Source organism: Sinimarinibacterium thermocellulolyticum, from assembly GCF_040327995.1.
GTDB lineage: Bacteria > Pseudomonadota > Gammaproteobacteria > Nevskiales > Nevskiaceae > Solimonas > Solimonas thermocellulolyticum.
In genome coordinates, this window is sequence record NZ_JBEPIJ010000001.1 from 171,312 (window position 1) to 195,630 (window position 24,319).

Below are 24,319 nucleotides of genomic sequence, written 5' to 3' on the forward strand. Positions count from 1 at the left end.
CTTCGTGTTGCAAACGCGAGCTGCTCGCGATCAGTGCGCCGGTTCTTCCTCGGTGCTTTCTTTCATCGCCTCGCCCATCTCCTCGGCCTTCTCCTCGATGGCTTCGGCGGCGTTCTCGCCGGCGGACTGCAAGTCCTCGACGGCGTCCTTGGCGGCCTCGTTCTCGCGCATGTCGAGCGCATCTTGGGTGCTCTCGACCGCTTTTTCGACCGGCGTCGGCTCTTCCTTCTTGCAGGCAGCGACCATCACCGAGGCGCCCAGCAGGGCAGCGAGCATCACGCTCTGGTGCTTCATACGCAGACTCCTTGTGCGGTGGGATGAATGCCGCACCAGAGTAGTGCATCCGCAGTCGCGCTGCAGCCCCTCAGGCCGATGCGACCAAGCCGCGCTGCACGGCAGCGAACACGGCGGCGGCGCGCGAGGACACGCCGAGCTTGCCGTAGACGTTCTTCAGGTGGAACTTGACGGTGTTTTCCGAGATCTCGGCGCAACTGGCGATCTCGCGGTTGGTCGCGCCGCCGACCAGCAGGCGCAGAACGCGCAGTTCCCCCGCCGTCAGCTCGTCCGGGCCGAGCACCGCATGCGCCGCCGTCGGCGGCGTCGACGAGGCCGCACCGCGCAGCGGCGCGTCGATCAAAGCATCCATGTCGATCTCTCCTTCCAGTGCCGGTCTGGCGCCGGCGTACCGCATCGAGTATCGGCGCGCGGCCCACCCGTGAATTGACATTTGGCGACAGACTTTTAGCATTTGATGTATGGCAGACCTGATCCGCGCCTCGGTACTGGCCGGCTTTCCCGACCTTGCCGCCAAACTCGGCGGCGACCCGGCCTCCATCCTCCGCCGCTTCCATCTGGAGGGCGTCTCGGTCGAATCGGCACACGAGTTCGTGCCGTACCACAACGTGGTGCGCATGATGGAAGCGACGGCCGCAGAGCTGGACTGCGCCGATCTCGGCCTGCGCCTCGCCGGCTACCAGAGCCTGGACAAGCTCGGTCCGCTGGCCTTGCTGGTCACCAACTGCACTACCGTTGGCGCCGCCTTGCGCACGCTCACGCGCAACCTGCACACCTACAGCCCGTCGACGACGCTGCGCCTGGTCGAGCCGCCGGCCGGGCCGGTGCGTTTCGAATACGACGTGCTGCAGGGCGTGCCCGGCGTGCCGCATCGCGTGCAAAAGACGGAGTTCTCGCTGGCCTTCATGCACGCCGTGCTCGGCTTGCTGATCGGTCCGTCCTACCGGCCACGCGCGGTCCTGTTCCGGCACGAGCCGAACAAGCCGGCCGATGTCTATCGCCGCCACTTCGGCGTGGTGCCGCGCTTCGGCGCCGAGGTCAATGCGATCGAACTGACCCAGTGCGAGCTGCAACAACCGTTGGAGATCGTCGCGCCAATCATGCGCCGCGCGATCGACGAGTACCTGCAGCCGATGATCGACCGCCAGCCGCTGTCGATCGAGCGTCAGGTCGCCGAGCTGATCGCGCGCATGCTGCCCTCGGGCAATTGCCGCCTGGCCAGCGTCGCCGCACAGATGTCGATGCACGAGCGCACGCTGCAGCGGCACTTGGCGCAGGCGGGCCTGGTGTTCGAGGATATGCTCGACCGCATCCGCCGCGAGCGCGCGCTCGAACTGCTGGCCGACCGTCGCATTCCGCTCGCCCACGTCGCCGGCCTGCTCGGCTACAGCGAGCAAAGCACCTTCTCGCGCGCCTGCCGGCGCTGGTACCGCCAGGCACCTGGCGCCCAGCGGCGACTGCTGACGCAGGCGCGCGCCCACGCAAGCCCGGCCTGAGGCGGCTTCATACGTTCGGACGAACCGCGCCGGCACGCGTACGCGGACACTGCGCTGTGCACCACGAACGGGACGCAGCCATGACGACGAAGACGCGCGAGCAGCAGCTCGACGAGCTGCTCGACAAACAGGCGATCCACGAGCTGATCATGGCCTACTGCAACGCCGCAGACCGCCACGACCACGTCAAGATGCGCGCGCTCTACCACGAGGATGCGATCGACGATCACGGTCATTTCGCCAAGGGATCGGCGATGGAGTTCATCGACAAGCTGCCCGAGATCCAGGCCGGCATGGCGATCCTGCATCACAACGTCACGACGGTGAATCTCAAGCTCGACGGCGACCGCGCCGAGGGCGAGGTCTACATCCTCGCCTTCCACAAGGTCAAAGACGGCGCCCAAGGCTACGACGTGCTGATCGGCGGCCGCTACTTCGACAAGTACGAGAAGCGCAACGGCGTCTGGAAATTCAGCCACCGCGCGATCGTCGCCGACTGGGCATATCCGGCCACGCCCTCGGCGGTGAAGCTCGATCATCCGTTCCTCGCCGGCGCGCACATCGGCAAGCCGGGGCCGGACGATCCTTCGTATGCCTTCTTCACGATGCTCAAGCGCGGCGAGCGTTAGCATGCGCGCATGAACGACGAGGTGCTCGGAGTCGATGCCCTGCGGGCGCTGCGCGGTGCCGGCGACGACGCGCATCATCCACTCGCCGAGACGCCCTATCTCTTGTGCGATGCGCGCGGCCTGGACGGTGATATCGCGCTGACCGAGTGGCTGCGCACGCGCCCTTGCCCGGTCATCGCGGTGAGTCCCGAGGCCAGCGCGCACGCCTGCGACGTCGTTGCTGGCAGCGAACGCGAGTTGCGTGCGATCACCGCGTCGATTCGGCGCGCGCCGCTGGCGGCGACGGTGCTGGTGCAGGTGCTGCGCACCATCGAGCATCTGCCGCTGGACGCCGCGCTCGTCGTCGAATCGCTGGCCTACGCCACGCTGCAGGGCGGGCGCGAGTTCCGCGACTGGCTGGCCAGCTATCGCGCGCCGCCGCCGGCAGATTGCGACAGCGGCCCGGCCGTCGTCATCGAGCGCGAGAACGAATGCCTGACGCTGACGCTGAACCGCCCCTCGAATCGCAACGCGATGAGCGTGGAGATGCGCGACGCCTTGTGCGAGGCGCTGCAGCTGGCCGTCTGCGACGACGGCATCGCGCGGCTGCGTATCCGCGCACGCGGCAAGTGCTTCTCCACCGGCGGCGATCTGGCCGAGTTCGGCAGCACGCCCGACAGCGCCACCGCACACGCGGTGCGCAGTCTCGCGCTGCCGGGCCGGCTGCTGGCGCGCTGCGCCGAACGCGCGACGGTCGAGGTCCATGGCGCCTGCGTCGGCAGCGGCATCGAGTTTCCGGCCTTCGCCGGCCGCATCGAGGCGCGCGCGGACGCCTGGTTCCAGTTGCCCGAACTCAAGTACGGCCTGATTCCGGGTGCCGGCGGCTGCGTCAGCATCTCGCGCCGCATCGGCCGGGAGCGCACCGCCTGGTTGGTGCTCAGCGGCCAGCGCATCGGCGCGCAGACGGCCCTGGAATGGGGCCTCGTGGACGCGGTCGTCGGCGCTTGAACTTTCTCGCCCACCTGTGGCTGGCCGATCGCACCGGCACCTCACTCGCCGGCGCCGTGCTCGGCGACGTGGTTCGTGGCACCGACCTGTCGGCCTATCCCGAGGCGCTCGCGCAGGGCATCCGCCTGCACCGTCGCGTCGATGCGGCGACCGACCGCCACCCGCTCATCGTGCAGATGCGCGCCGGCTTCGCCGACGGCCAGCGTCGCTACGCCGGCATCGTGCTCGACCTCGCCCTCGACCATGCGCTCGCACTCGACTGGGCGCAGCACCACACGCAGCCGCTCGACGCCTTCTGCGCACATGCCGCGGTGCAGATCGCCTCCGCGTCCAACTGGTTCATCCGCGCCGGCGGCCGCGCGACCGACGCCGACGCCTTCACGCGCCTGCTGCTCTCGTATGCGCATGCCGAGGGCATCGAGCGTGCGCTCGCGCGCGTCGCCGCGCGGCTGCGCCGCCCCGAGGCACTGCTGAGCACGGCTGCGTCATGGCAGGCACGGCTGCCGGCGCTGCGCGCGCATCTGCCGCGGCTGCTCAGTGAGGTGGCCGACGCGGCGACGCGCAGCTGATCAGAACAGCGCGTCCGCGTCCACCGCCGCGATAAGCCGCGCCGGCTGCGGTGCCGTGCGCGACTGCGAGAAGTCCTGGCGCTGCGCCGCGAACTGCGCGGCCGGTGCGCCCCTGCCGAAGAAGTAGCCTTGTGCCGCATCGCAACCGCGTTCACGCAGCACCGCAAGCTGCTCCGCCGTCTCCACGCCCTCGGCGACGACACCGATGCCGAGACTGTGCGCCATCGCGATGATCGCGTTGACGATCGCGGCATCGGCCGGATCGTCGATGAGGTCGCGCACGAAGCTGCCGTCGATCTTCAGCAGATCGATCGGAAAGCGCGTGATGTAGGCCAGACTCGAATAGCCGGTGCCGAAATCATCGACCGCGACGCGCACGCCGAGCGCGCGCAGCCGATCGAGCGTGTTCAGGATCTGCTCGGACGGCTTGAGCAGCGTGCCCTCGGTGATTTCCAGCACCAGGAACTGCGGATCGAGGCCGCCGTCGGCGCAGGCCGACTCGACCATCGCGGCGATGTCGGGCCGTGCGAACTGGCGCGGCGACAGGTTCACGGAAACCGACAGCGGCTGACCGAGGCGCAACTGTATCTGGCGCGCCTCGGCGCAGGCGGATCGCAGCGTCCATTCGCCGATCGCGACGATCTGGCCGGTTTCCTCGGCCACCGGAATGAACTCGGCCGGCGAGATCATGCCGCGTTCCGGATGCTGCCAGCGGATCAGCGCTTCGGCACCGAGCAGATCGCCGGTGCGCAGGCACATCAGCGGCTCGTAGTGCATCACGAACTGCCCGCCGGCGAGCGCCTTGCGGATCGCCCCTTCGAGCTCGAGCTTGTGGCGCGCGCGGCGCATCATCTCGGCGCTGAACATGCGGTAGTGCCCGCGCCCCGAGGCCTTGGCGTCGTACATCGCCGCGTCGGCATTGCGCAGCAGCGTCGCGACATCGTCGCCGTCGTTCGGATAGCAGCTCACGCCCACGCTGGCGCCGACGTGCAGCTCGTGACCGTCGATCAGCATCGGCGTCTCGAAGGCGGCGAGGATGCTGCCGGCAATGCGTGCGATCGCATCGCCGTCGGTCACGCCGTCGACCAGCACGACGAACTCGTCACCGCCCATGCGCGCGACGGTGTCGCAGTCGCGCACGCGGCTGCACAGCCGCGCGGCGACCATCAGCAGCACGCGATCGCCGATCTCGTGCCCGAGCGAGTCGTTGATGCGCTTGAACTGGTCGAGATCGATCATCATCACGCCGATCATGCGGCGCTCACGCGCGGCCTGCGTGATCGCCACGTCGAGCCGGTCCTGCAGCAGCGAGCGGTTCGGCAGTTGCGTGAGCGCGTCGTGGTCGGCAAGCCTGCGGATGCGCTGTTCCTGGCGCTTGCTCTCGGTGATGTCGGCGATGACGCCGACCAGGCGCTGCACCGGGCTCTCGTCCTCGACGACGCTGATCGCCAGCGACATCGGGAACTCCTCGCCGTCGCGGCGCAGGCCGATGACCTCGCGACGCAGGCCGACGATGTTGCGACTGCCGCCGCGCTGGAAGTTGGCGACCAGCGCGTCGTGACGCGCACGGAAGCGCTCGGGCATCAGCATCGAGACGTTGCGCCCGATGACCTCGTCGGCGCGATAGCCGAACATGCGCTCGGCCGCACGGTTGAAGCTGAGCACGGTGCCGTGCGGGTCGATCGTGAGGATGCCCTCGATACTGCTCTCCACGATCGCGCGGTGCGCGGCCTCGGACGCGCGCAGCGCCTCGGTCATCTGCCGCGCGAGTACTTGCGCGCGGGCTTCGGATTGACCGGAGGTGCGCCGCACCCACCACAGCATCAGGCTCAGCAGCAGCACGCCGCCGAAGACATACGGAGCCGCCGAGCGGCGATGCGGGCCGACGTGGCGGTCGGCCGCAAGTCCGAACGTCCACACACGCCCGTAAACCTCGAAGTCCTGCGTCTCGCGGAACACCACCTGCTCTGGCGGCGCGTCTCCATGCAGCTTCGTGCCGTCGCCTTCGGTCAGGTACAGATGCAGGCCGGGCGTGCGCACATCGCTCAGCCCGCCGATCAGATCGGGCATGCGGATCGCCGCGTAGACGAAGCCGACCAGTGACGACCGGCGCTCGGTCACGGTGGGCGGCACTGCGCCTCCGGCGTAGACCGGCACGAACAGCAGCACCGACGGCGTGCGGTCGCCCGGCAGCGCGCTGGCGAGCACCACGCGACCGCTCATCACAGCGCGACCCTCGTCGCGGGCGCGCTGCATCGCCTCGGCACGCAGCGGACTCGTGTACAGGTCGTAACCAAAGACCCGCCTACGCGCCTCGTCGACGGGCGCGATCAGCCTGACGATGGCGCTCTGCGCGCCGGATCCCGACGGCCAGACGGTGAAATCGGGCGTCGCGGCGCGCTGGCGCGCCACGTACGCCGCAACCGCGTGCGCCGGCAACCAGTCGGCATAGGCCACGGCGTCCAGGCCGGGAAACTGTCGCGGGATGTCGAATCCGCGCATGAAACGCTGCCAGTCCTCGCGTCCGACCGCCTCAGACACGGCGAGAAAGCTGGCGCCGGCGCTCAGCACCTGCTCGTAGGCCAGCAGGCGATCGCGCAACTGCGCCTGCAGCCGCAGACTCTCGTGCTGGAAATGCGCCTGGTCGCGACGCTGCTCGAAGCGACGTACCTGGTCCGCCGCGACCACGGCGATGGCCAGAACCAGCAGACAGAGCGCGGCATCGCGCAGCACGGTGCGGAGCTTGCGCTGCATCAACGCGCCGCCCGTGCTGCCGTCGAGTTGTTCCGTGCCGAGCGCATGGCGGTGTCCATGGCGTCCTGGATTGGGGCGTACCGCATGCTGCATCGGCCGCCGCACGGCGGGACCGCAGCCCTGCGGGAACGGGCGGTCGCGGTGCGCCGATCAGCGGTCGCGCCGGACGCGCTCGCCCTTACGCAGTGGCGCCGCCGCAGGAGGAGCCGGCGCCGGCGCTGCAGCCGAGGCAGTGATCGCCGAGACGGATGCGCCGGCGCAGCAGGCGCTCGGCGTCGAAATCGAAGATGGTTTCCGCGCTGCCGTCTTCGCGTTGCAGGTAAAGGCCGAGCTGCTGGTTGAAGTCGCAGTCGTAGAGCCGGCCCTGATGATCGACGCTGATCAGATCGCGGCACATGACGTTTTCGGCGGCCGCCGGATTGAACGCGGCGAGCAGCTTGTCCATGTAGGCCGCGTATTGCCCGCTCTTTTCGAGATGCAGGCGGAAGCGGTGGATCGGCATGTTGGTGATCGTGAACAGGGCGTTGAAGTACACACCGAACTGCTGTGCGAGCGCCTTGCGGTAATCCGCCTCCAGGCTCGCCTGCGGCGCCGGCAGATACGGCCCCACCGGGTTGTAGACCAGATTCAGCACCAGGCCGCTGCCGGGGATGCCGTAGCCCACCGCGTTGAGTCGCTTCAGCGCCTCGATGCTCTTGGCGAACACCCCGCTGCCACGCTGCGCATCGGTGAAATAGGGCTGGTAATAGGGCAGCGACGACACCACCTCGACGCGCTGCCGGGCAAAAAACGCCGGCAGATGATCCATCGGCTGCTTGGTCGCCGGATCGCCGTCGAACTGCACCGTGAGGTTGTGACGCACGATCACGCGCCGGCCGAGCGCTCGCGCGCGCTCGACCAGCGTGACGAACTGCGGATGCAGCTCCGGCGCGCCGCCGGTCAGATCCAGCGTGCCGATCTGCGGGTGACGTTCGAGCACATCGAGACAGGCGGCGATGCCCTCGGCCGACAGCATCTCGGTACGCGCCGGCGAGGCGTCGACATGACAGTGCCGGCAAGCCTGATTGCAGCGCCGGGTGATGTTGAGCTGCAAGGTGTCGATGCGGCGCGGCGGCAGCGCGATGCCGCGCCGCTCAAGCTCCGTGGAGAAGCGATCGCTCACAGCACCAGCTTGTCGAGATGGTTATTCATCTGGATCGCGTGGGCGAGCGTGATGCCGGCCTTCATCGTCGCCGCCACGTGCACCGCCTCCATCATCTGCTCGGGATTGGCGCCGGCTTCGAGGCAGGCGGTGGTGTAGGCGTCGATGCAGTACGGGCATTTTTCGGCATGCGCGATCGCCAACGCGATCAGCGCCTTCTCGCGCCGGGTCAGCGCGCCGTCGGCACCGGTGACCTGACCGTAGTATTTGAAAAACTGCTCGGCCAGCGGCCCAGCGTGGCGGCCGATATCGCCGAACTTCTTGAGGTCTTCGGATTCGTAGTAGCTGCTCATCGCGGGGTACTCCGCTCTCGGGTCGGATCAGCCTAGCACCGTACGTCCGTTCATCGCCGAACGGATGCCGCGAGCATCCGAGCCGCTACAATGCGCGCCCGTTCTCGATCGGCCCCGAGCCGTCTACCATGGCCGCGACCCGTTCCTCCGCAGCCGAGCGTCCCCGCAAGCCGCGCGCGGCCAAGGCCGCGCCCAAGGTCGGCTTCGTTTCACTGGGCTGTCCCAAGGCCCTGGTCGATTCCGAGCGCATCCTCACCCAGTTGCGCGCCGAGGGCTACGAGACCGTACCGAGCTACGCCGCGGCCGACGTGGTCATCGTCAACACCTGCGGCTTCATCGATGCCGCGGTCGAAGAATCGCTCGAGGCCATCGACGAGGCCCTGGCCGAGAACGGCAAGGTCATCGTCACCGGCTGCCTCGGCGCCGGACCCAAGAGCGGCCTCGTCCGCGAAAAGTTTCCGGACCTCTTGTCGATCAGCGGCCCGCAGGATTACGCGAGCGTGATGAACGCCGTGCACGCCGCCGTGCCGCCGGCGCACGATCCGTTCTTCGACCTGCTGCCACCGCAGGGCGTCAAGCTCACGCCCCGGCACTACGCGTATCTGAAGATCTCCGAGGGCTGCAATCACAAATGCAGCTTCTGCATCATCCCGACCATGCGCGGCAGGCTCGCCTCGCGCCCAATCGGTGAGGTGCTCAGCGAGGCACAGAAGCTGGTGAGATCCGGCGTGCAGGAGCTGCTGGTGATCTCGCAGGACACCTCGGCCTACGGCGCCGATCTGAAGTACGCGCCGGACCGCTGGCGCGACGCCGAGTACGCGACGCGCCTGTTCGACCTGTGCCGCGGCCTCGGCGAACTCGGCACGGACGGCATGCGTCCGTGGGTGCGGCTGCACTACGTCTACCCCTACCCGCACGTCGACGACATCATTCCGCTGATGGCCGAGGGAAAGCTCTTGCCCTATCTCGACATCCCGTTCCAGCACGCCTCGAAGTCGGTGCTCAAGGCGATGAAGCGTCCGGCCGCGGCCGAGGACGCGCTCAGGCGCCTCGCCGCCTGGCGCCGCATCTGCCCTGATCTGACCATCCGCTCGACCTTCATCGTCGGCTTTCCCGGTGAGACCGAGGCGGATTTCCAGTTGCTGCTCGACTGGCTCGACGAGGCACAGCTCGACCGCGTCGGCTGCTTTACGTACTCGCCGGTCGAAGGCGCCAAGGCCAACGAGCTGCCCGGCGCGGTGCCGGACGAGGTCAAGCAGGAGCGTTACCACCGCTTCATGCAGAAGCAGGCCGCCATCAGCGCCGCCAAGTTGAGGAGGAAGATCGGGCAGACCATCGAGGTGCTGATTGACGAGATTCACGAGGATGCGGCCAGCGTCGGCCGCTCCTGGGCGGATGCGCCGGAGATCGACGGCAAGGTCTACGTCAAGGGCCTCGGCAAAACCGGCAAGCTCAAGATCCTGCCCGGCCAGCGGGTGAAGGCGAAGGTCGTCGACGCCGACGACTACGACCTGTTCGCGACACTCGCCTGATCAGCGAGCGAGCGCCCTGAGCGCCTGCGGCATGCGCATCGCCATCGCGCCCCACAGCAGCATCAGGATGAAGCGCTGCGCCTCGATGCGAATCTGTTCACGGCGCTGCGGCTGTTCGAGATAGTCCAGCGAGTAGAACGCCATCTCGCGGATCACCACGGTGGCGATGCCGTGAACGGCATCGGCATCGACGAACTGCGGCGGCACGATCTCCAGCACGTCCTCGGCCATGTCGCGCGCCAGGTCGTCGAACACCGTGCGCAGCGCAGCGCGCAGCACCGGCGAGGTGCCGTGCAGCTCGCGGATGCCGACGACATAAGCCTGTTGGTGCTCGGTGACGAACTCCAGCACCAGCGCCACCGATTCTTCGACGATGGCCTCGGCGCGGCGCATCAGCTCCAACGGATCGCGCACGTCGTCGAGCCGCAGCGCATCCCCCATCGGCCGCCGCCGACGCTCGCGCAGACCCTGCCGCAATTCGCCGGCCAGCGCCTCGATCACGGCGAGACCCAGATCGTCGAAGCTCTTGAAATGGCGATAGAAGGTGTTCGGGTTCAGCCCGGCCTGCCGCGCCACCTCGCGCAAGCCCAGCGAGGCCAGGCTGCGCGTGGTCGCGGCGAGCTGCAAGGCGGCGGCCATGAGCTTCTGGCGTCCGCTGCGCGGCGCCTCCGGCGGCGTTCGGCCCGCCTTCGGCCGGGCCCGACCCGACCCCGAATTCTTTTTCATTTCAGTGGCATGGATGAAAATTACAATGGAACCATGACATCAATCGTTGACATCGTCGTAGACGCTCGTCTACCGTAGCGGTAGACGATTGTACACATCGCCTCCCGGCGAGCCGCATAGGAGACTCCCGATGAAGCCGTCCAAGGTCACGCACCTCACCGCCAAGGCGCAATCCCCCGTGCTGCCGACGCGCCGCGACATCCGTTTCGATCTGCCCGCCGAGCACATCGCCGACTGGAACAAGGGCAGCGTGCATCTCTCGCAGTTCATGAACACGCTGTCGATCTTCTTCCCGGTCGGCGAGCGCTTCTTCATCGATGCGGTGCGTCAGTACCGCGACCAGATCACCGACCCCGAGCTACAGAAGGCGGTGACCGCCTTCATCGGCCAGGAGGCGATGCACGGCCGTGAGCACGAGGAATACAACGCGCTGCTGTTCGCACGCGTGCCGGAAGCGGCCCAGGTCGAGCGCTTCGTGTTCGCCCTGCTGGAGAACGTCAAGAAGCTGCCGCCACGCATGCGCCTGTCCGCGACCATCGCGCTGGAGCACTTCACCGCGATCATGGCCGATGGCCTGCTCGGCGATGAGCGCCTGCTCGACGGCGCAGAGCCACACTTTGCACGCCTGTGGCGCTGGCACGCGCTCGAGGAGACCGAGCACAAGGCCGTGGCCTTCGATGTCTGGGACACGGTCATGGGCCGCGGTACCGCAGCCTACTTGGAGCGCAGCGCGGGCATGGTGCTGGCGACGGTGATCTTCTGGTCGATCATGATTCCGGCCTATCTCGCGGTGATCCGCCGCGAGGGCAAGCTCACCGATCTCAAGGGCTGGCGCTACTTCTTCCAGCAGAGCTTCACCAAGGTGCCGTTCTTCCCGGGCCTGCTCAGGCCGTATCTGGACTACTTTCGTCGCGACTTCCATCCCTGGGATCACGACAACCGCCACTTCCTTGAGCAGATCGACGGCACGCTGGGCGAGCTTCGCGCCGCCGCCTGACCCACCGGAGCCAGAACGAACATGGGCATGTACGAGAACCCCGCGCCGCGCGGACCGACGCAGCACCGCGTGGCGATCATCGGCAGCGGCTTTTCCGGCCTGGGCATGGCGATCCGCCTCAAGCAGTCGGGCGAGCACGACTTCGTCGTCTTCGAGAAAGAGGGCGGCGTCGGCGGCACCTGGCGTGTGAACCACTACCCAGGTTGCGCCTGCGACGTGCAGTCGCATCTGTACTCGTATTCGTTCGAGCCGAATCCGCGCTGGTCACGCATGTTCGCTCCGCAGCCGGAGATCAAGGCCTATCTCGAACACTGCGCGCGCAAATACGGCGTGCTGCCGCATCTGCGCTTCAACACCGAGATCCGCAGCGCACGCTGGGACGAGGACGCAGCCCTATGGCGCATCACCGACGCCGACGGCATCGAACACACCGCCAAGGTGCTCATCTCGGGCATGGGCGGGCTGTCCACGCCCGCCTACCCGGACGTGCCGGGCATCGAGCACTTCAAGGGCAAGACCTTCCACTCGCAGCAATGGGACCACGACTTTGACCTCACCAGCAAGCGCGTCGCCGTGATCGGCACCGGCGCTTCGGCGATCCAGTTCGTGCCGCAGATCCAGCCCAAGGTCGCGCGCCTTGACCTGTACCAGCGCACGCCGCCGTGGATCGTGCCCAAGCCGGACCGCGCGATCACGGCGGCCGAGAAAACCGTGTTCGAGAATCTGCCCTTCGTGCAGACCGCGCTGCGCGCGGCGATCTACGGCATGCTCGAAAGCCGCGCGCTGGCCTTCAGCGTAGAGCCGCGCATCATGAAGCTCGCGCAGAAGATGGCCGAGGCGCACATCCGCCGCCAGGTCGAGGATCCGGTGCTGCGCGCCAAGCTCACGCCCGATTACACCATGGGCTGCAAGCGCGTGCTGATCTCCGACGACTACTACCCGGCGCTGACGCAACCGAACGTGGAGGTCATCACCAGCGGCATCCGCGAAGTGCGCGCCCACAGCCTGATCGACACCGACGGCGTCGAGCGCGAAGTCGACGCGATCATCTTCGGCACGGGCTTCAAGGCCACCGATCCAGTCCCGCGCGGCGTCGTCTACGGCCGTGACGGTCGCGATCTGGTGGACGCCTGGCCGCAGGGTCCCGAGGCCTACAAGGGCGCGGCGGTCGCCGGCTTCCCGAATCTGTTCTTCATCATGGGGCCCAACACCGGACTCGGCCACAACTCGATGGTCTACATGATCGAGTCGCAGATCGCCTATGTGGCCGATGCGCTGAAGATCATGGACCGGCGCCGGCTGCGCTCGGTGGAAGTGCATCCGGCGGCGCAGAAGGCCTACAACGCATCCCTGCAAGAACGGCTGCAGAAGGCGATCTGGAGCGTCGGCGGCTGCAAGAGCTGGTACGTGCACCCGGTCAGCGGCCGCAACGTCACGCTGTGGCCGGGCTTCACCTGGCAGTTCCGCCGCGCGACCCGGCGCTTCGATCCGCTCGCCTACACCCTCAAGCCTGCCGGCAAGCCGCGCTCGCTGGGCAACGCGCGCCCCAGCACGGCGCGCCAGCCGGCGTAGGGATTACAGCAGCGCGCCCGGGTTGAGGATGCCGTTCGGATCGAGCGCCTGCTTGATCCGGCGCATCGCCTCGACGGCGACGGGGGACTTGTAGCGACGCAGCGCGTCGCGCTTGAGCCGGCCGATACCATGCTCGGCGGAAAACGATCCGCCGAGCTCGGCGACGATGTCGTGCACGATGCGGTTGCAGCGTTCCCATTCGGCGAGAAACGCGGCACGGTCCGCGCCGATCGGCTGTGAGACGTTGAAGTGGATGTTGCCGTCGCCCAGATGGCCGAACGGGCAGACGCGCACGCCCGGCAGTGCGGCCTCGACAGCCGCGCCGGCGCGGCGCAGGAACGCCGGCACTGCCGAGACCGGCACCGAGACATCGTGCTTGATGCTGCCGCCCTCGAATTTCTGTGCCTCGGGAATACTCTCGCGCAGACGCCAGAACGCCTGCGCCTGCGCGCGCGATTCGGCCAGCACCGCGTCGGCGATCTCGCCGGCCTGCAGCGCTTCGGCGAGCGTGGCCTCGAACAGCGGGCGCAGCTCATCGACCGCACGGCCGCCGCTGATCTCGACCAGCAGCAGCCACGGCGGCAAGGTCGCGAACGGGGCCCGGCAACCGGCGACATGGCGCACGGCGAACGCCACGCTCATCGCGCCCATCAGTTCGCAGGCGTTGACGCGCCCGTCGCTGGCGTCCTGCAGACGGTCGAGCACGGCGAGCGCCCGATCGACGTCGTCCAGCGCGAGCAGGGCGGTCTGCACATCCCCCGGCCGCGGGAACAGGCGCAGCGTCGCCGCGGTGATCACGCCCAGCGTGCCTTCGGAGCCGATGAACAGATCGCGCAGGTCGTAGCCGGTGTTGTCCTTCTTGAGCGTCGACAGTCCGTCCCAGACACTGCCGTCGGCGAGCACGACTTCGATGCCCAGCGTCAGATCGCGCGCGACGCCGTAGCGCAGCGCATTGGTGCCGCCGGCGTTGGTCGCCAAATTGCCGCCGATCTGGCAACTGCCTTCGGCGGCCAGGCTCAGCGGGAACAGCCGGCCGGCCGCGGCCGCGGCCGACTGCACGTCGGCGAGGATGCAGCCGGCCTCGGCGGTCAGCGTACGATTGCGCGCATCGAGCGCACGGATGCGGCGCATGCGCCGCAGGCTCAGGATGATCTGCCCCTCGGCGGCCACCGCGCCGCCGCATAGCCCGGTGTTGCCGCCCTGCGGCACCACGCCCAGCCGCGCCTCGTTGCACAGCGCCAGCACACGGGCGACCTCGTCGGTGCTGGCGGGCGCGACCACCGCTGCCGCGCGGCCGCGATAGCGGCCACGCTGCTCTTCGAGAAACGGCGCCATCGCCGCAGGATCGTCGATCCAGCCGCCGTCGCCGACGACGGCGCGCAGGCGGGCAAGGGTTTGGGGCAAGCGATCACTCATGGGCCGCGCCATGATCGCACCAACCGTGCTCGCGCGCGCGTCAGACGAGAACCAGACTCCATAGCGGCACCGTCGCCAGCGACAGCAGGATGCCGGCGCCGAGCACGCTGTTGGCCAGCGACGGGTCGAGTTGATGCTGGTCGGCGAGGATCGCCGCCGAGATCATCGGCGCCATCGCCGCCTGCAGCACGCCGATACTCAGCGTCAGGCCGCCGACGCCGGCCGCCCACCCCAGCAGCAGCACCACGAGCGGTGCGAGTAGCAGTTTCCAGCCGAGCCCCAGCAGCAGCGGCAGCGTCTGACCGCGTTCCAGACGCAGACGTAGGCGCAGACCCACCGAGAACAGCGCCAACGGCACCAGCGTGCCACCGATGCGGTGCAGGATGTCCTCGATCAGAAGCGGCCAGCCGCCGAAGCGGCCGACGAGCACGCCGGCCAGCAGCGCGACGAAGGCCGGAAACAACAGCACGCGCCGTGCGATCGCGCGCGGATGGGTCTGCGCGCCCGAGTACAGCGCCGCGACCAGCGTGCCGCCGACGGCGAGCATGACGAAGCAACCGAGCTGGTCGGCGACGACCCCGAGCGCGAGACCCTCTCGACCGCGCAGCGCCTCCAACAGCGGATAACCCATGAACGAGGTATTGCCGAGGCCGCAGACCAGCGTCAGCGCGCCGATGCGGCCGCGGCTCCAGCCCAGGTGCGCGCCGAGCGTGCGAAACAGCACGAAGGCACCGGCGAACACCAGCCATTGCGAGACCACCAGGAACCAGAACTGACCGTCGAATCGCAGTCGTGGCACCACATCGAGGATCAATGCCGGCAGGGCGATGTTGATCACCCACCAGTTGAGCCCCTGGGCGAGCCCCAGCGGCGGGCGCGCAAGGCGCGCAACCAGCACGCCGAGCGTCAGACAACCGAGCAGGAGTGCAAAAGCGGCCATCGGGGACGACTCGACGCCCAGCCCGCACGCACGAGCGCGCGCGACGCCTCAGGGACGTTCGCGATCGACGCGTCGCTTGGACGCCCGTAGCACCCGCACGGTCGGGGTCGCGGGGCGTGGCTTGATGCCGAACTGCGGCGCGCGAAACAAGGGGTCATCGACCATCGACAGCGAATGCTCCGACTGCGCATCGAAGACCGCCGATGCGGCGTCCTCGGGCTGATCCGCCGGCGGCTGCGCCGGGTCCCGCGGCTGGGGACGCTTGCGCAGCATCGAGGCGGTGATTCTGGGTTTGGCCATGGGGGTGTAGCAAGAGCGACGCGACCGGATGATAGCCCGCCGGCAAGGCAAGCAAGATTCCGTCCCGATGCGCGTCCGAACAGTGAACACGGAAAAGCCCGCGCGGTGCGGGCTTTTCGTGGCCGCGGCGCCTTGCGACGCCGGGGTCGGCATTGGCTGGGGGACTAGGATTCGAACCTAGATAGGCAGAGTCAGAGTCTGCAGTCCTACCATTAGACGATCCCCCAATGAACCGATCCGAGGTTCCGGGGCACTCGGGCCGCAGAGTATACCGCACAGACCCGAGTGTTTCCGACGGCCGGGTCCTGTTAGCGCTTGGAGTATTGCGTACCGCGACGCGCCTTGTGCAGACCGACCTTCTTGCGCTCAACCTCGCGCGCATCGCGTGTGACCAAGCCGGCAGCGCGCAGGCCCGGACGCAAGGCTTCGTCGTAGTCGATCAGCGCCCGGGTGATGCCGTGGCGGATCGCACCGGCCTGGCCGCTGGGGCCGCCGCCCGCGACCGTGACCTTGATGTCGAAGCGGCCGACCGAGTCGGTCACTTCGAGCGGCTGGCGCACCAGCATGCGCGAGGTCTCGCGGCCGAAATAGTCCTCGACGGACTTGCCGTTGATGGTGATCTCGCCCTTGCCGGGCTTGAGGAACACGCGCGCCGTCGCCGTCTTGCGGCGACCGGTGCCGTACTTGTAATCGATGGTCTTGGCCATGGCTGGAAAGTCCCGGGCTTTTTAGAGTGTGAGGGCCTTGGGCTGCTGCGCCGAATGCGGATGCTCCGCGCCGGCGTAGACCTTCAGCTTGCGCAACTGGGCGTAGCCCAGCGGTCCTTTCGGCAGCATGCCCTTCACCGCCTTCTCGATGGCGCGCTCGGGGTGCTTGGCCAGCAGCTCTTCGAGCGTCTGCGAGCGGATGCCGCCCGGATACTCGGTGTGCCGGTAATAGATCTTGTCCTTGAGCTTGTTGCCGGTGACCTTCACCTTCTCGGCATTGACGACGACGATGTAATCGCCGGTGTCGACGTTCGGGGTGTATTCGGCCTTGTGCTTGCCGCGCAGGCGACGGGCGATTTCGCTCGCGAGTCGGCCGAGCGGCTGGTCCGTTGCGTCAACCACGAACCAGTCGCGCTTGACGGTCTCGGACTTGGCGAAGAGGGTCTTCATCGGTCCAGTCCAGTAGGCCCCTTGGGGGCGATTTATGGTTCGGTTGCCGCACCGACGAGGGTCCGGCAACCTCGAAAAGGCCGCGGATTTTACCTGCGACACCGCCATCAAGCAAGCAGCCACTCCACCGCTGACGTGTACCGTCCGCGCCATGGTTGGCCGGCGCGTGCAAAGCACGGGCGTCAACCGCCGAAATTGATCTTCGCTTCGAGATTGGTGCGCGAATCGGCGTTGGACAGGGCCTCTTCGAGCGTGATCATGCCCGACCTGTACAGGCCGTAGAGCGAGCTGTCGAAGGTGAGCATGCCCTTGTCCGAGGACTGGTTCATGGCCTCGCGCAGCTCATCGATGCGCCTGCTCAGGATCAGCTCCTGCACGTAGGGCGTGTTGATCATGACCTCCATCGCCGCACAGCGCTTGCCATCCTTGCGCCGCACCAGTCGCTGCGAAATGATCGCGCGCAGGGTCAGCGACAGATCCATGTAGAGCTGCTCGCGCATCGCTTCCGGGTACAGGTTCACGATGCGCTGCATCGCCTGATAGGCATTGTTGGCGTGCAGCGTCGAGATCGCCAGATGGCCGGTGTTGGCGAGCTGGATGCAGGCATCCATGGTCTCGCGCGTACGCACCTCGCCGACCAGGATCACGTCCGGGGCTTCGCGCAAAGCGCTCTTGAGCGCGCGCTCGTAGCTCACCGTGTCCTGCCCCACTTCGCGCTGGTTGACGATGCTGCGCTTGTTGGGATGGATGAACTCGATCGGATCTTCGATGGTGAGGATGTGCCCGGTCTGCGTTTCGTTGCGATGGTTGATCATCGCCGCCAGCGTGGTGGTCTTGCCTGCGCCGGTGGCACCGACCATCAGAATCAGGCCGCGCTTGTGCAGGATCAGATCCTTGAGGACCGGCGGCATGCCGCCGAGATCATCGAGCCTGGGCACCTGCGCACGGACGTAGCGCAGCACCATGCCGATCGAACCGCGCTGGTGGAAGATGTTGACGCGGAAGCGCCCAAGACCGCCGGCCTCTGTCGCGAGATCGATTTCCAGATGCTCCTGCAGGTGCTTCTGCTGCTCGTCCGACAGGATCGACAGCGCCAGCTCCTTGATGAACTCGCGGGTCAGCACGTTCTTGCCGATCGGCATCAGCTCGCCTTCGATCTTGATCTGAGCGGGCGCGTTGGCGGTGAAGAACAGGTCGGAGCCGTTCTTCTCCACACACAGCTTGAGGTAAGGCAGGATCTTGAGCATGGGCCGACTCGATCAGCGCCGGACGATGTTCGCGGACGGGTCCTCCTTCATCTGCATCTTGCGCACGACCTCGTCGTCCATCAGGTTCTGGCGTGCCCGCTTGGATTCGAGCTTCACGCGCAGGCGCAGCTCATTCTGCGAATCGGCGTTGCGGATCGCCTCGTCGTAACCGATCACCCCATCCTCGAACAACTGGAACAGGAACTGATCGAAGGTGATCATGCCTTGCTCGTTGGAGCGCGCCATGACCTCCTTGATGCCGGCAACCTCGCCCTTGAAGATCATGTCGGCGATCAGCGGCGAGTTGATCATGATCTCCATCGCCGCGACGCGGCCTCCACCCTCGCGACGGACCAGTCGCTGAGAGATGATGGCCTTGAGATTGAGCGACAAATCCATCAACAACTGCTCGCGCTTCTCCTCCGGGAAGAAATTGATGATGCGGTCGAGTGCCTGATTGGCGCTGTTGGCGTGCAGCGTCGCCAGCACGAGGTGACCGGTCTCGGCGAAGTTGACCGCGTACTCCATGCCTTCGCGGGTGCGGATCTCGCCGATCAGGATCACGTCCGGCGCCTGACGCAGCGTATTCTTGAGCGCGTTCTCCCAGGAGTGCGTATCGGTGCCGATCTCGCGCTGCGTGATCATGCAGCCCTGGTGCGGGTGCACGTACTCGATCGGGTCCTCGATGGTGATGATGTGACCGCGCGAGTTCTGGTTGCGATAGCCGACCATCGCCGCCAGCGAGGTGGACTTTCCCGAACCGGTGGCGCCGACCATCAGCACCAGCCCGCGCTTTTCCATGACGATCTTGGCGAGCTGCGGCGGCAGACCGAGCTGCTCGAAGGTCGGGATCTCGGTATTGATCGTGCGCAACACGCCGCCGACGCGGTTCTGCTGCACGAAGGCGTTGACGCGAAAGCGTCCGATGCCGGGCGGGGCGATCGCGAAGTTGCATTCGTTATTGGCCTCGAAGTCCTTGATCTGGCGATCGTTCATCAGCGAGCGCACGATGATCGCGGCGGCCTCGGCCGACAGCGGCTTGTCCATCACTGGCGTCATCTGACCGTCGAGCTTGATCGCCGGCGGAAAACCAGCGGTGATGAACAGATCCGAGGCACCTTTTTGCTTCATCAGCGTCAACAGCTGCTGCACCAGCTTGACGGCTTGTTCACGATCCATGGCGGCCTCCTGCCGGACTCACACGGTGAAGCTGCGCGGATCGGCCGCGCGCATCCGCGCCTCTTCGAGCGAGGTCACGCCCTTGCGCACCAGTTCCTTGAGGCATTGGTCGAGAGTCTGCATGCCTTCCTTCTGGCCGGTCTGAATCGCGCTGTACATCTGCGCGACCTTGTTCTCACGAATCAGATTGCGGATCGCCGGTGTGCCGATCATGATCTCGTGCGCGGCGACGCGACCGCCACCCTTTTTCTTGAGCAGCGTCTGCGAGATCACCGCGCGCAGCGACTCGGACAGCATCGCGCGCACCATGTCTTTTTCCGCCGCCGGGAATACGTCGACGATACGGTCGACGGTCTTGGCCGCCGACGAGGTATGCAACGTGCCGAAGACCAGGTGGCCGGTCTCGGCCGCGGTCAGCGCAAGGCGGATGGTTTCCAGATCGCGCATCTCGCCGACGAGGATCACGTCGGGGTCCTCACGCAAGGCCGAGCGCAGCGCCTCGTTGAAGCCGAGCGTGTCACGGTGCACCTCACGCTGGTTGATCAGACAGCGCTTGGATTGATGCACGAACTCGATCGGGTCCTCGACGGTGAGAATGTGGCCGTACTCGTTCTCGTTGATGTGGTTGATCATGGCCGCCAGCGTCGTCGACTTGCCGGAGCCGGTGGGTCCGGTGACGAGCACGATGCCGCGCGGGTATTCGGCGATCTCCTTGAAAATCGCCGGGCACTTGAGTTCTTCCAGCGTCAGGATCTTCGAGGGAATCGTGCGGAACACCGCACCGGCGCCGCGCGCCTGGGTGAAGGCGTTGACGCGAAAGCGCGCCAGACCCGGAATCTCGAACGAGAAGTCGGTCTCGAGGAACTCGTCCCAGGCCTTGCGCTGCTTGTCGTTCATGATGTCGTACACCATGTCGTGGACCTGCTTGTGGTCCAGCGGCGGCAGGTTGATGCGCTTGACGTCACCGTCGACGCGGATCATCGGCTCGACCCCGGCCGACAGGTGCAAATCCGACGCGCCCTGTTTGACGCTGAACGTCAGCAACTGCGCAATATCCATCCGAGTCGTTCCCTGAGCGTGTGGTCCAATGCCCCGAAATCCCAGCGAAATATCCGCCGGCGCCGGCCGGCTGCACGTTATCGGCAATTCCGGGGCGAGGCAACATGACGCGCATCGCTGACCGCCTGAACGCGGTGCGCGCGCGCATCGAGCGCGCCTGCACCCTCGCCGGGCGCGATGCCGGCACGGTGGCCTTGCTCGCGGTGAGCAAGACCTTCGACGCCGACGCGGTGCGCGAAGCCGCCGCCGCCGGTCAGCGCGCCTTCGGCGAGAACTATGTGCAGGAGGCCCTGGCCAAGCAGGCGATGCTGCGCGACCTGCGGCTCGAATGGCATTTCATCGGGCCGATCCAGTCCAACAAGACGCGCGACATCGCCGCGCATTTCGACTGGGCGCACGGCATCGACCGGCTGAAAATCGCGCAGCGACTATCCGACCAGCGCCCGTACGATCTGCCGCCGCTCGACGTCTGCGTCCAGGTGAACGTGTCCGGCGAGGCGAGCAAATCCGGCTGCACGCCGGACGCAGCGCCGGCCCTGTGCCGCGCCGTTGCTGCCCTGCCGCGGCTGCGCCTGCGCGGGCTGATGGCGATTCCGGCGCCCATCACCCCTGGCACGGATGCCCGCGCGCCGTTTCGCCTGCTGCGCGTGCTGTTCGAATCGCTCAAGGCCGAGGGCCTCGCCCTCGACACGATCTCGGCCGGCATGTCCGAGGATCTCGAAGCCGCGATCATGGAGGGCTCGACCATGGTCCGCATCGGCACGGCGATCTTCGGCTCGCGAACGCGCGCGAGCGATGACGTAGACTCTCGCGCATGAACATGACTACCCAAGACGCCGCCAAGCGCAAGGCCGCCGAGGCCGCTCTGGCCTACCTCGAACCCGGCGAGGTGCTCGGCGTCGGCACCGGCTCGACCGTCAACCACTTCATCGACCTGATCGCCGAAAAACGCCTGCAGGCCGACATTCCGGGCGCCGTGTCCTCGTCGAACGCGACCACCGAACGCCTGAAGAAGATCGGCATCCGCGTGCTCGATCTGAACGACACCGGCACGCTGTCGATCTATGTGGACGGCGCCGACGAGGCCAATGCACACCTGCAACTGATCAAAGGCGGCGGCGGTGCGCTGACGCGCGAGAAGATCATTGCCGCCGCGAGCCGCACGTTCGTCTGCATCGTCGACGAGTCCAAGCTGGTCGGCGTGCTCGGCAAGTTCCCGCTGCCGGTCGAGGTGATTCCGATGGCGCGCTCCTACGTCGGCCGCCAGCTCACCGCGCTCGGCGGTCATCCGGTGCTGCGCGACGGCGTGACCACCGACAACGGCAACCTGATTCTCGACGTGCGCGGCCTCGACATCGTCAACCCGGTCGAGCTGGAGGCACGCGTCAACGCCATTGCCGGCGTCGTCAGCGTCGGCCTGTTCGCACAGCGACCAGCGGACGTGCTGATCGTCGGCGGCCCCTCCGGCACGCGGACCATCAAGGCGCGATGACGTAAAAGGCCCCGGACGTCGCCGGGACGCCGGGGCATTGCTGCGCGCGGTAGCGCGCTTTAGCGCCGGCGCGGACCGCCGCGCTTGTGGTCGCGCGGCTTCTCCTCATTGACCTTGAGCGGCTTGCCGCGCAGCTCCTTGCCGTTGAGGCCGGCGATCGCGGCGCGCGCTTCGTGGCCCTCCATCTCGATGAAGCCGAAACCCTTGCACTGACCGCTGAACACGTCGTGCGCCAGCTTGATCGAGAACACCTTGCCGAAGCCGGCAAAGAGCTCGCTGAGCTCACGCTCGGTCGTGTCTGAGGGCAGGTTGCCAGCGAATACTCGCTTCATGTCGTTCTCCTTTCGGGTGGTTCAGGATGCCTGGCGTGCCCCGCGACGGCGACGTCGACGCTTGGCAGGAGCCGGGTGCTCGCTCCGGTGTTCACGCGCGGCGGGCTTGCTCGCCGGCGCGTTGCGCGGGTGTCGCGGCTGGACGCGACCGCGATCGGCCTGCGGCCGCTCGGTCTTTATCGATTCAGCCGACGCGGCGCGCGGCACGTAGCCCTCGACCTCGAACGCGGGCACGCGGCGGCGCAGCAGCTTTTCGATGCCGCGCCACTGCCCGTACTCGTCGCGGCAAACCAGCGAGATCGCCTCGCCAACCTGCCCCGCGCGCCCGGTGCGGCCGATGCGGTGCACATAGTCCTCGGCGACTGCCGGCAGCTCGTAATTGACGACGTAGGGCAACTGGTCGATGTCGAGCCCGCGTGCGGCGATGTCGGTCGCAACCAGTGCGCGCACCTGCCCGGACTTGAAACCGTCCAGCGCCTTGAGCCGCGCGTTCTGGCTCTTGTTACCGTGCAGCGCCGCCGCCGCGATGCCGTCCTTGATCAGGCGCTCGGTCAGGCGGTTGGCGCCGTGCTTGGTACGCGTGAACACCAGCACCTGGCGCCAGTCGAAGCGGCTGATCATATAGGCCAGCAGCCCCGCCTTATCCGATTTCTCAACGAAGATCGCGCGCTGCGTCACCGCCTCGGCGGCGCTGTTGCGCGGGGCGATGTCGATGGTGGCCGGATCGCGCAGCAAGCCCTCGGCGAGCTTGCGGATCTCCGGCGCAAACGTCGCCGAGAACAGCAGGTTCTGGCGCTGCGCCGGCAGCAGCGCGATGACGCGGTGGATGTCGCGGATGAAGCCCATGTCAAGCATGCGGTCGGCTTCGTCGAGCACGAAGATGCCGACGTGCGACAGATCCACGGTGCGCCGCTGGACGTGGTCGAGCAACCGCCCCGGGGTGGCGACGACGATGTCGACGCCGCGGCGCAGCGTCTCGATCTGCGGCTTGATGTTGACGCCACCGAAGATCAGCGCGGTGCGCAGCGCCGGCAGATCCTTGCCGTAGGTGCGCACGCTGTCCTCGACCTGCACCGCCAGCTCGCGCGTAGGCACGAGCACCAATACGCGCACGTGCCGGCGTGATGCATCGGCCGGCTGCTGCGACAAGCGGTGCAGCAGCGGCAGCGTGAACGCGGCCGTCTTGCCGGTGCCGGTCTGCGCGGCGGCGACGAGGTCGCGGCCGGCAAGAATCTCGGGTACGGCGCGTTGCTGGATCGGTGTGGGCGTGGTGTAGCCCTGGGCGGCCACGGCGCGTAGCAAGGGCGGCGCCAGGCCCAGCGTTTCGAACGACATTGTCATCTCCTGAACATCGGTGCGGCGAAAAAGCCGCGGAGCCTGCCGGACAGTCAAAGCGCTGCCGGGGCCGGTTCAGGCGGGGAATTCCGAGGCTTGCGGGGGGACGATTCGCCAGCCGGTTTGCGGCGTCACGGACCAAACTCGCCCGACGACGTTGAGCGCAAACCGACGATGCGCCTCACAAACGCCGAGCAGTATAGCGATCGCGAACCAATTCACCTAATCTTGGATCACGTGGCACGCAAGATGTGTGCCGAACTTTTGACCAAATCTCAGCCCCGAGGACGCCGATCATGAAACCCGTCATCTTTGCCGCCGCCGTATTGCTCGCGCTGCCTGCCCACGCCGACAGCTGGAAGGCGCTCAAGGACGTGGCCAAGCAGCAGGCCTCGCAGCGCGCCGAGGAGGAGCTCAGCCTGCCACAAGCCGCCACACCTGGCGCCAAGGTGTACATCATCGAGCCGGCCGACGGCGCCGTGGTGACCAGCCCGGTGCGCGTGGTGTTCGGCCTGCGCGGCATGGGCGTGGCTCCGGCCGGTGTGAACCAGGCCGGCACGGGCCATCACCACCTGCTGATCGACAGCCCCGAGATCGACTACACCAAGCCACTGCCGGCCACCGAGCAGATCGTGCACTTTGGCGGCGGCCAGACCGAAACCATGATCGAGCTCACGCCGGGCAAGCACACGCTGCAACTGCTGCTCGCCGACTGGAAGCACCAACCGCACAACCCCGCGGTGCAATCCGAGAAGATCACCATCACCGTCAAGTGAGCCCGCAGCGGTTGCGAAACCCGTCCGGGCAGCGGC

26 protein-coding genes and 1 tRNA gene are annotated in these 24,319 nt (G+C 67.2%); 10 read left to right on the forward strand and 17 right to left on the reverse strand.

All coding sequences use genetic code 11. The features are described from left to right. Positions 1–30 precede the first annotated feature (30 nt). Both ABSH63_RS00855 and ABSH63_RS00860 read right to left on the reverse strand, forming a co-directional pair. Positions 31–294 carry a hypothetical protein gene (locus tag ABSH63_RS00855; RefSeq protein WP_352886510.1) on the reverse strand — a complete coding sequence of 88 codons (264 nt, stop codon included), beginning with the start codon at positions 292–294 and terminating at the stop codon, positions 31–33. Between the two features lie 70 nt (positions 295–364). Continuing rightward, a complete protein-coding gene (locus ABSH63_RS00860) occupies positions 365–646 on the reverse strand; it encodes a helix-turn-helix domain-containing protein (protein ID WP_352886512.1) in 282 nt (93 codons plus the stop codon). 109 nt (positions 647–755) lie between these two features. Between ABSH63_RS00860 and ABSH63_RS00865 the strand changes: the two genes are divergently transcribed. From ABSH63_RS00865 to ABSH63_RS00880, 4 genes are all read left to right on the forward strand, one after another. Continuing rightward, complete coding sequence (locus ABSH63_RS00865; protein WP_352886514.1) at positions 756–1,790, forward strand: AraC family transcriptional regulator; 1,035 nt, start codon at positions 756–758, stop codon at positions 1,788–1,790. A gap of 80 nt (positions 1,791–1,870) precedes the next feature. Then, entirely contained in the window at positions 1,871–2,419 is a 549-nt protein-coding gene (locus ABSH63_RS00870) for a nuclear transport factor 2 family protein (protein WP_352886517.1), read from the forward strand. A gap of 9 nt (positions 2,420–2,428) precedes the next feature. Beyond that, on the forward strand, positions 2,429–3,406 hold the full coding sequence (locus tag ABSH63_RS00875; protein ID WP_352886518.1) for an enoyl-CoA hydratase/isomerase family protein: 978 nt from the start codon (positions 2,429–2,431) through the stop codon (positions 3,404–3,406). Further along, a complete protein-coding gene (locus ABSH63_RS00880; protein WP_352886521.1) occupies positions 3,403–3,975 on the forward strand; it encodes an acyl carrier protein phosphodiesterase in 573 nt (190 codons plus the stop codon). Before ABSH63_RS00875 ends, ABSH63_RS00880 begins: the two co-directional genes overlap by 4 nt. Here ABSH63_RS00880 and ABSH63_RS00885 read toward each other — a convergent pair whose 3' ends face one another. The 3 genes from ABSH63_RS00885 to ABSH63_RS00895 all read right to left on the reverse strand — a co-directional run bounded on the left by ABSH63_RS00885 (position 3,976) and on the right by ABSH63_RS00895 (position 8,223). Beyond that, the gene (locus tag ABSH63_RS00885; protein WP_352886524.1) at positions 3,976–6,729 is read right to left on the reverse strand and encodes a bifunctional diguanylate cyclase/phosphodiesterase; all 2,754 of its coding nucleotides are present in this window, start codon (positions 6,727–6,729) and stop codon (positions 3,976–3,978) included. Between the two features lie 178 nt (positions 6,730–6,907). Further along, positions 6,908–7,891 (reverse strand): arsenosugar biosynthesis radical SAM (seleno)protein ArsS, encoded by a 984-nt coding sequence (gene arsS / locus ABSH63_RS00890; RefSeq protein ID WP_352886525.1) that lies wholly within the window; start codon positions 7,889–7,891, stop codon positions 6,908–6,910. Further along, positions 7,888–8,223 carry an arsenosugar biosynthesis-associated peroxidase-like protein gene (locus ABSH63_RS00895; RefSeq protein ID WP_352886526.1) on the reverse strand — a complete coding sequence of 112 codons (336 nt, stop codon included), beginning with the start codon at positions 8,221–8,223 and terminating at the stop codon, positions 7,888–7,890. Before ABSH63_RS00895 ends, arsS begins: the two co-directional genes overlap by 4 nt. Before the next feature lie 128 nt (positions 8,224–8,351). Here ABSH63_RS00895 and rimO point away from each other — a divergent pair, with 128 nt between their 5' ends. Beyond that, a complete protein-coding gene (gene rimO / locus ABSH63_RS00900; RefSeq protein ID WP_352886529.1) occupies positions 8,352–9,755 on the forward strand; it encodes a 30S ribosomal protein S12 methylthiotransferase RimO in 1,404 nt (467 codons plus the stop codon). On the opposite strand, the gene ABSH63_RS00905 is transcribed toward rimO, so the two are convergent. After that, positions 9,756–10,394: a TetR family transcriptional regulator gene (locus ABSH63_RS00905; RefSeq protein WP_352886531.1), complete on the reverse strand. Its 639-nt coding sequence runs from the start codon at positions 10,392–10,394 to the stop codon at positions 9,756–9,758. A gap of 217 nt (positions 10,395–10,611) precedes the next feature. Between ABSH63_RS00905 and ABSH63_RS00910 the strand changes: the two genes are divergently transcribed. Beyond that, positions 10,612–11,478: a metal-dependent hydrolase gene (locus tag ABSH63_RS00910; protein WP_352886534.1), complete on the forward strand. Its 867-nt coding sequence runs from the start codon at positions 10,612–10,614 to the stop codon at positions 11,476–11,478. Between the two features lie 27 nt (positions 11,479–11,505). After that, positions 11,506–13,050, forward strand: coding sequence for a flavin-containing monooxygenase (locus tag ABSH63_RS00915; protein WP_352886902.1), 1,545 nt, complete (start codon positions 11,506–11,508; stop codon positions 13,048–13,050). Positions 13,051–13,053: 3 nt separating this feature from the next. On the opposite strand, the gene ABSH63_RS00920 is transcribed toward ABSH63_RS00915, so the two are convergent. The 9 genes from ABSH63_RS00920 to ABSH63_RS00960 form a co-directional block, all read right to left on the reverse strand. Then, a complete protein-coding gene (locus ABSH63_RS00920; protein WP_352886537.1) occupies positions 13,054–14,466 on the reverse strand; it encodes an FAD-binding oxidoreductase in 1,413 nt (470 codons plus the stop codon). 40 nt (positions 14,467–14,506) lie between these two features. Then, positions 14,507–15,406 carry an AEC family transporter gene (locus tag ABSH63_RS00925; RefSeq protein ID WP_352886539.1) on the reverse strand — a complete coding sequence of 300 codons (900 nt, stop codon included), beginning with the start codon at positions 15,404–15,406 and terminating at the stop codon, positions 14,507–14,509. Between the two features lie 48 nt (positions 15,407–15,454). Then, positions 15,455–15,706, reverse strand: coding sequence for a hypothetical protein (locus tag ABSH63_RS00930; protein ID WP_352886542.1), 252 nt, complete (start codon positions 15,704–15,706; stop codon positions 15,455–15,457). A 153-nt stretch (positions 15,707–15,859) separates the two neighbouring features. Next, positions 15,860–15,933: transfer RNA gene (locus ABSH63_RS00935), tRNA-Gln, on the reverse strand. Positions 15,934–16,014: 81 nt separating this feature from the next. Beyond that, the gene (gene rpsI / locus ABSH63_RS00940) at positions 16,015–16,413 is read right to left on the reverse strand and encodes a 30S ribosomal protein S9 (protein WP_352886545.1); all 399 of its coding nucleotides are present in this window, start codon (positions 16,411–16,413) and stop codon (positions 16,015–16,017) included. 21 nt (positions 16,414–16,434) lie between these two features. After that, positions 16,435–16,863 (reverse strand): 50S ribosomal protein L13, encoded by a 429-nt coding sequence (rplM, locus tag ABSH63_RS00945; RefSeq protein WP_352886548.1) that lies wholly within the window; start codon positions 16,861–16,863, stop codon positions 16,435–16,437. A 182-nt stretch (positions 16,864–17,045) separates the two neighbouring features. Beyond that, positions 17,046–18,110 carry a PilT/PilU family type 4a pilus ATPase gene (locus tag ABSH63_RS00950; RefSeq protein WP_352886550.1) on the reverse strand — a complete coding sequence of 355 codons (1,065 nt, stop codon included), beginning with the start codon at positions 18,108–18,110 and terminating at the stop codon, positions 17,046–17,048. A gap of 12 nt (positions 18,111–18,122) precedes the next feature. Then, complete coding sequence (locus ABSH63_RS00955; RefSeq protein ID WP_352886553.1) at positions 18,123–19,289, reverse strand: PilT/PilU family type 4a pilus ATPase; 1,167 nt, start codon at positions 19,287–19,289, stop codon at positions 18,123–18,125. Between the two features lie 18 nt (positions 19,290–19,307). Beyond that, positions 19,308–20,348 (reverse strand): type IV pilus twitching motility protein PilT, encoded by a 1,041-nt coding sequence (locus ABSH63_RS00960; protein ID WP_352886555.1) that lies wholly within the window; start codon positions 20,346–20,348, stop codon positions 19,308–19,310. Positions 20,349–20,452: 104 nt separating this feature from the next. Between ABSH63_RS00960 and ABSH63_RS00965 the strand changes: the two genes are divergently transcribed. Continuing rightward, positions 20,453–21,166: a YggS family pyridoxal phosphate-dependent enzyme gene (locus tag ABSH63_RS00965; protein WP_352886558.1), complete on the forward strand. Its 714-nt coding sequence runs from the start codon at positions 20,453–20,455 to the stop codon at positions 21,164–21,166. 2 nt (positions 21,167–21,168) lie between these two features. Then, the gene (gene rpiA / locus ABSH63_RS00970) at positions 21,169–21,840 is read left to right on the forward strand and encodes a ribose-5-phosphate isomerase RpiA (RefSeq protein ID WP_352886904.1); all 672 of its coding nucleotides are present in this window, start codon (positions 21,169–21,171) and stop codon (positions 21,838–21,840) included. Between the two features lie 59 nt (positions 21,841–21,899). Here rpiA and ABSH63_RS00975 read toward each other — a convergent pair whose 3' ends face one another. Further along, entirely contained in the window at positions 21,900–22,172 is a 273-nt protein-coding gene (locus tag ABSH63_RS00975; protein ID WP_352886561.1) for an RNA recognition motif domain-containing protein, read from the reverse strand. A gap of 21 nt (positions 22,173–22,193) precedes the next feature. Beyond that, positions 22,194–23,507, reverse strand: a complete 1,314-nt coding sequence (locus ABSH63_RS00980) for a DEAD/DEAH box helicase (protein WP_352886563.1) — start codon at positions 23,505–23,507, stop codon at positions 22,194–22,196. A 296-nt stretch (positions 23,508–23,803) separates the two neighbouring features. Here ABSH63_RS00980 and ABSH63_RS00985 point away from each other — a divergent pair, with 296 nt between their 5' ends. Continuing rightward, on the forward strand, positions 23,804–24,283 hold the full coding sequence (locus ABSH63_RS00985) for a DUF4399 domain-containing protein (RefSeq protein WP_352886565.1): 480 nt from the start codon (positions 23,804–23,806) through the stop codon (positions 24,281–24,283). Positions 24,284–24,319: the final 36 nt, after the last annotated feature.

Bases quoted from the DNA above. Each gene is read 5' to 3' on its own strand.
- ABSH63_RS00915 (WP_352886902.1), top strand. From the start codon at position 11,506: ATGTACGAGAACCCCGCGCCGCGCGGACCGACGCAGCACCGCGTGGCG.
- ABSH63_RS00930 (WP_352886542.1), bottom strand. From the start codon at position 15,706: ATGGCCAAACCCAGAATCACCGCCTCGATGCTGCGCAAGCGTCCCCAG.
- ABSH63_RS00965 (WP_352886558.1), top strand. From the start codon at position 20,453: ATGACGCGCATCGCTGACCGCCTGAACGCGGTGCGCGCGCGCATCGAG.
- ABSH63_RS00920 (WP_352886537.1), bottom strand. From the start codon at position 14,466: ATGAGTGATCGCTTGCCCCAAACCCTTGCCCGCCTGCGCGCCGTCGTC.
- ABSH63_RS00980 (WP_352886563.1), bottom strand. From the start codon at position 23,507: ATGTCGTTCGAAACGCTGGGCCTGGCGCCGCCCTTGCTACGCGCCGTG.
- ABSH63_RS00895 (WP_352886526.1), bottom strand. From the start codon at position 8,223: ATGAGCAGCTACTACGAATCCGAAGACCTCAAGAAGTTCGGCGATATC.
- ABSH63_RS00860 (WP_352886512.1), bottom strand. From the start codon at position 646: ATGGATGCTTTGATCGACGCGCCGCTGCGCGGTGCGGCCTCGTCGACG.
- ABSH63_RS00960 (WP_352886555.1), bottom strand. From the start codon at position 20,348: ATGGATATTGCGCAGTTGCTGACGTTCAGCGTCAAACAGGGCGCGTCG.
- ABSH63_RS00950 (WP_352886550.1), bottom strand. From the start codon at position 18,110: ATGCTCAAGATCCTGCCTTACCTCAAGCTGTGTGTGGAGAAGAACGGC.
- ABSH63_RS00925 (WP_352886539.1), bottom strand. From the start codon at position 15,406: ATGGCCGCTTTTGCACTCCTGCTCGGTTGTCTGACGCTCGGCGTGCTG.
- ABSH63_RS00870 (WP_352886517.1), top strand. From the start codon at position 1,871: ATGACGACGAAGACGCGCGAGCAGCAGCTCGACGAGCTGCTCGACAAA.
- rpiA (WP_352886904.1), top strand. From the start codon at position 21,169: ATGACTACCCAAGACGCCGCCAAGCGCAAGGCCGCCGAGGCCGCTCTG.
- ABSH63_RS00905 (WP_352886531.1), bottom strand. From the start codon at position 10,394: ATGGCCGCCGCCTTGCAGCTCGCCGCGACCACGCGCAGCCTGGCCTCG.
- ABSH63_RS00955 (WP_352886553.1), bottom strand. From the start codon at position 19,289: ATGGATCGTGAACAAGCCGTCAAGCTGGTGCAGCAGCTGTTGACGCTG.
- rpsI (WP_352886545.1), bottom strand. From the start codon at position 16,413: ATGGCCAAGACCATCGATTACAAGTACGGCACCGGTCGCCGCAAGACG.
- ABSH63_RS00985 (WP_352886565.1), top strand. From the start codon at position 23,804: ATGAAACCCGTCATCTTTGCCGCCGCCGTATTGCTCGCGCTGCCTGCC.
- ABSH63_RS00975 (WP_352886561.1), bottom strand. From the start codon at position 22,172: ATGAAGCGAGTATTCGCTGGCAACCTGCCCTCAGACACGACCGAGCGT.
- ABSH63_RS00855 (WP_352886510.1), bottom strand. From the start codon at position 294: ATGAAGCACCAGAGCGTGATGCTCGCTGCCCTGCTGGGCGCCTCGGTG.
- ABSH63_RS00885 (WP_352886524.1), bottom strand. From the start codon at position 6,729: ATGCAGCGCAAGCTCCGCACCGTGCTGCGCGATGCCGCGCTCTGTCTG.
- ABSH63_RS00910 (WP_352886534.1), top strand. From the start codon at position 10,612: ATGAAGCCGTCCAAGGTCACGCACCTCACCGCCAAGGCGCAATCCCCC.
- ABSH63_RS00875 (WP_352886518.1), top strand. From the start codon at position 2,429: ATGAACGACGAGGTGCTCGGAGTCGATGCCCTGCGGGCGCTGCGCGGT.
- rimO (WP_352886529.1), top strand. From the start codon at position 8,352: ATGGCCGCGACCCGTTCCTCCGCAGCCGAGCGTCCCCGCAAGCCGCGC.
- ABSH63_RS00865 (WP_352886514.1), top strand. From the start codon at position 756: ATGGCAGACCTGATCCGCGCCTCGGTACTGGCCGGCTTTCCCGACCTT.
- rplM (WP_352886548.1), bottom strand. From the start codon at position 16,863: ATGAAGACCCTCTTCGCCAAGTCCGAGACCGTCAAGCGCGACTGGTTC.